The sequence below is a fragment of the bacterium genome, assembly GCA_024226335.1.
In the GTDB taxonomy this organism is placed as follows: domain Bacteria; phylum Myxococcota_A; class UBA9160; order SZUA-336; family SZUA-336; genus JAAELY01.
On record JAAELY010000507.1, the window covers coordinates 1 to 3,472 of the forward strand.

At 59.0% G+C, this 3,472-nt stretch carries 2 protein-coding genes; both read right to left on the reverse strand.

Annotation, left to right across the window (positions count from 1 at the left end):
- Positions 1-172: 172 nt before the first annotated feature.
- Positions 173-937: a hypothetical protein gene (locus tag GY725_24755; GenBank protein ID MCP4007405.1), complete on the reverse strand. Its 765-nt coding sequence runs from the start codon at positions 935-937 to the stop codon at positions 173-175.
- 216 nt (positions 938-1,153) lie between these two features.
- Positions 1,154-2,638 carry a group II intron reverse transcriptase/maturase gene (gene ltrA, locus GY725_24760; GenBank protein MCP4007406.1) on the reverse strand — a complete coding sequence of 495 codons (1,485 nt, stop codon included), beginning with the start codon at positions 2,636-2,638 and terminating at the stop codon, positions 1,154-1,156.
- Positions 2,639-3,472 lie beyond the last annotated feature (834 nt).

Below are 3,472 nucleotides of genomic sequence, written 5' to 3' on the forward strand. Positions count from 1 at the left end.
GCAGACGTGATCGATCACGTCCGCAACCGCGAGTAGAAACGAAAGCCAGGACCGAGGAGAAGCGAAGCGCTTAGCACGAACGACCGGAGCAAGACCTTGGCCGGCGTCAACGGACGTTTGTGCCTATTGACAACCGGGGGCCTGATAGGTGTTAGCCGGCACCCGTTACAGGCTAGGGCGCTGGTTTGGGAATCCTGACATCGAAACTCTCGGCCGCTGAGCGCTCAACCGTTAGCGTGAGGGACTCTGGATCTCCCGTTTCGCAGCACAACTGACCTCCTGAAACCACGTATTCGGAGAAAGGTAGACCGCAGAAGTGTGTGATGCGGTCGCCGTCGGCCACCCCCTCTCGTCCCAGTGGACCGTCTGGATCAACATCGGATAGCTGCCAGCCTTGGCGATCGTCAGAGGTGGAGTACGCCGCAACCTGGGCGCTCTCGAAGACCGAACTGTACTCGGGCCGTAACTGCAGTTCGTAGGCACAGCCCTCTTGCCGACGTCGGTGGACGTTCATGTCGGCCTCCGACACCGACTCGGCGCACTGCTGAACGAGATCTTCGGACAGACGCGTAGCGTCTCCGAGCAGTGTGAGCCTCTGGTCCTTCGATCTGATTGAAACGTATGCTGGCGCAGCTCGTCTCCCCTCGAATCCCAGGTATTCGATCTCGGAGATCTTGAGGTGCGCAACCTCACGCGTGTTCAGCACCCGGAATCGAGGATTCTCCTCCGGGTCGTCTGGATCGTTGTCGATTCTGATACGGCCGACCTCGTCTAAGCGCGAGCTAAAGAACGAAACGCTGTCGACGTCTTGAGTCTGGACTGTGTAATAGGCGGGGATGCCGATCTCGCAGTCCAGGGCAAGGACTCGAACTTCTGCGCCATCCGATGGCAGTCCGGGTTCTTGCGCAGTGTCGGTCACGCAACCAAGCGAACTCAAGGCCACTACCACGGAACTCAGGAGAAAATGCCGCATGCGACCCCGCTGCTGGTGCCGGCACCGGGTAGGCCCCCAGCCGTTACCGGCCGGGGCCCCCCTAAGAACCGTACGTGAAGGTTTCCCTTCATACGGCTCAAGCCTATTCAAAGACCAGTCCCTCGACTGATCCAGCAGTGAAGTGTACGTGTTGGGTCGCCATCTGTCGCATCCTCGATTCTAGAAAGCGGGCTGAACGACGCAGCGATTCCTGGCCTGCGGACTCTTCTGAAGCCTTCGCTTCTCGAAGTAGTTCGCGAAGTCAGGGTCGAAGTGTGTCGCCTCGGCCCGGATCTTGATGTGCCTGCGGATGCGTAGGCTGCTCGCCCGGAAGAGATCGACATTTGTGCCGATCCCGTCAGCACTGCGAGCCTTGGCAGTAAACACCCACTGCCTACCTCGATCACTTCGGAAGTACTTCCTCCGAAGCCATCGCCAGTTCTTGCGCGGGTGCCGTCTGCGGATCCATCGCAAGAGACTCTTGAAGATGGCGGCGTCGATCATGGAGAAGATGCGGCTCGATACCAGGTGTCGGAATGCATGCGCCCAGCCTCGCAGCTTGCGATTCAAGGCACGGATGAACTCCAACGTGGTGATCGAGCGTGCCCTCCGAACGAACTCCCGTATACTCCGAACAAAACCGACGACGTTGCGCTTCGACGGCTTGATCAAGAGTTTGCCCTTGTACTTGCGTACATTGGCGCCGAGAAAGTCGAACCCCATATGGATCTGCGTGATCTGCGTCTTCGATGCCGACAGACGAAGACCACGACTTGCAAGGAAGGCCGAGACCGCAGGAAGGACATTCTCTTCCAGTAGCTCTCGGGATTGGCCGGTGATGATAAAGTCATCGGCAAAGCGAACCGTGTTCACTTTGGAGCGGTATGGAGCTGCTCCCTTGACCACCTCCTCGAGCCCATCCAACGCGAGGTTGGCAAGCACGGGGGAGATGATCCCGCCTTGCGGGGTTCCCTGCTCGGTTGCGAAGAACCGAGCCCCTTCGAAGTAGCCCGACTTCAGCCAGGTTTGGAGAATGGAGCGATCGATCAACACATGCTCCAGCAACCAAGCGTGACTGATCCGGTCGAAGCAGGATTCAATGTCGCCTTCGAGCACCCACACTGGCGAGTCTTGTTTCGCCAGCGTGACGAAGCACTGCCCGAGAGCGTCGGCCGTAGAGCGACCGAGACGGAACCCATAGGAATGGATATCCGCCGTGGCCTCTGCCGCGGGATTCAGGGCCAAGAGGTATAACGCCTGCATGGCCCGGTCGTTCATCGTTGGAATCCCGAGAGGGCGTTGCCCTCCTCGGCTCTTTGGTATGTAAATCCTGCGCAGTGGCTGGGCACGATAACCCCGCCGTTGTAACGACCCAATCGCCAACATCTTCTGACGCGGTGTTCGCCACGTCACACGATCAACACCAGGGGAGTTCTTCCCCCGATTACTCGTCACTCTTCGCACCGCCAGTGCCTTTGCGGCAAAGGAGTGCGTGAGAAGCCATTGCAGGGCTCGCGCCTTGCCGTAGCGCTTCTCTTTTACCGCCTTCGCAATACGCACCTGGAGCCGCTGAACTTGACGATGGAGAGAAGCCCAATCGAGCGCTTCCCATTGTTTCGCCAATGCCGGGGGCGCACCAACATACGGCACCGCCGCTGTCGTCATTTGCTTTCCCCCTTGCCTTTGGTTCTCCAAACTCTCTTGCCAAGATAGACCTGTCGGACGTGGGCTCACTTTCGTGCCGGGTGACGTTCGAACCCGTATCCGCCCCGTTACAAGGCGACATTCGCTTCTTCCGACTTCTCAAGCCCGCACTCCCATTGGCTCACCTTGCGGTTCGCTTTCCCGAGCCGCGAACGACACGGGAGCAGTACGGGGTTTCCACGTTCCACTTCTGAAGTACGCGGGGTTAGGTACCTGATGTCGACCGGGGAGCATGCGGATCACGAGGTGGCACCGTTAAGACCTGCCTCCCACTCCCGCTGAGCCTGTCAGCCACTTTGGCTCGTTCGCGTAACGATCTTTATCACAGGTTCACGTTTGTTTACCTTACCCGCTGCCTGGCCATCACCCGCCTTGTGGCTAACAGGAGGGAGGTCCTCTCACGATTCTCTCCCCGCACGCCGAAGCATGCTTCTGTACTGATGTCGGGATCGCTCTTGATTCAGATCCCTGGGCTCACCCGGTGATACGGGCGGTTCGATCTCAGAACGAGTCGAACAACTTCTGGAAGCAGCCTCGTGTCGCAACAACGGATCGGCGTTAACCGGCTGGCAACAGCGCTGACCGGCCCCGACCCAGAGGCCTAAGTATGCCGCCAGACGGCACCCAAGGTCAATTGAACCGAGCTGTTGACAGTCCGGTTCAACGCCTTGTTGTGCGGCGAGCGCGCTAACGCGGGGCTGCGGGTTCGAGGCCGATTGCAGTACGAATGCGCTTCAGGTCTTGCGAATAGGCTGATTCGAACGTTCGAGACGGAGCAATGTTGAGAAGCGACGA